The organism is Bacillus sp. DNRA2, assembly GCF_012843265.1.
In the GTDB taxonomy this organism is placed as follows: domain Bacteria; phylum Bacillota; class Bacilli; order Bacillales; family Cytobacillaceae; genus Bacillus_BU.
In genome coordinates, this window is record NZ_JABAIT010000083.1 from 1 (window position 1) to 547 (window position 547).

At 38.0% G+C, this 547-nt stretch carries 1 protein-coding gene; it reads right to left on the reverse strand.

The window, feature by feature from the left end:
* Positions 1-190 precede the first annotated feature (190 nt).
* A complete protein-coding gene (locus HHO41_RS22060) occupies positions 191-478 on the reverse strand; it encodes a transposase (RefSeq protein WP_169102745.1) in 288 nt (95 codons plus the stop codon).
* Positions 479-547 lie beyond the last annotated feature (69 nt).

Here is a 547-nt window from a genome sequence, read left to right on the forward strand (position 1 = left end):
ATACTGCCGTAGCGTTGTTTAAATTCTATATGGGTCTGAAGAATCTTTCGTGATAATTTCTCGTGTTGTTTCTGCCGGTTACTTTTTGGTCGATTTAGCCATTTAAAGTAGCCACTTTTGGAAACTCCCAGAACGCTGCACATCTTCTCCACTCGGAATCGGGAGTGATTTTTATGAATGAATTCATATTTTACCGAGGGTCTTTCGCGAAGTAGTGCATCGCCTTTTTTAAGATTTCATTTTCTTCCTTAAGATCACGGATTTCCTTCTGTAGAGCTCTTAATTCAGCTGCTTCAGAGGAAAATGATTGGACAGCCTTTATTTCTGGCTGTTCGCCATACTTCTTCACCCACCCATGTAAAGTATTCTCATTCACGCCAATTTCTCTAGCTACTTGAGCAACAGACTTATTATTTTCACGAACATACTTTACGGTTTCAATTTTAAATGAATCTTCGAATCGTTTACCTCTTGCCATACAGACACACCCCGTTATAGTTGATATATTTATTATAACAATCTGTGTCTACTTTTTAGTCTAGCATCA

Bases quoted from the DNA above. Each gene is read 5' to 3' on its own strand.
- HHO41_RS22060 (WP_169102745.1), bottom strand. From the start codon at position 478: ATGGCAAGAGGTAAACGATTCGAAGATTCATTTAAAATTGAAACCGTA.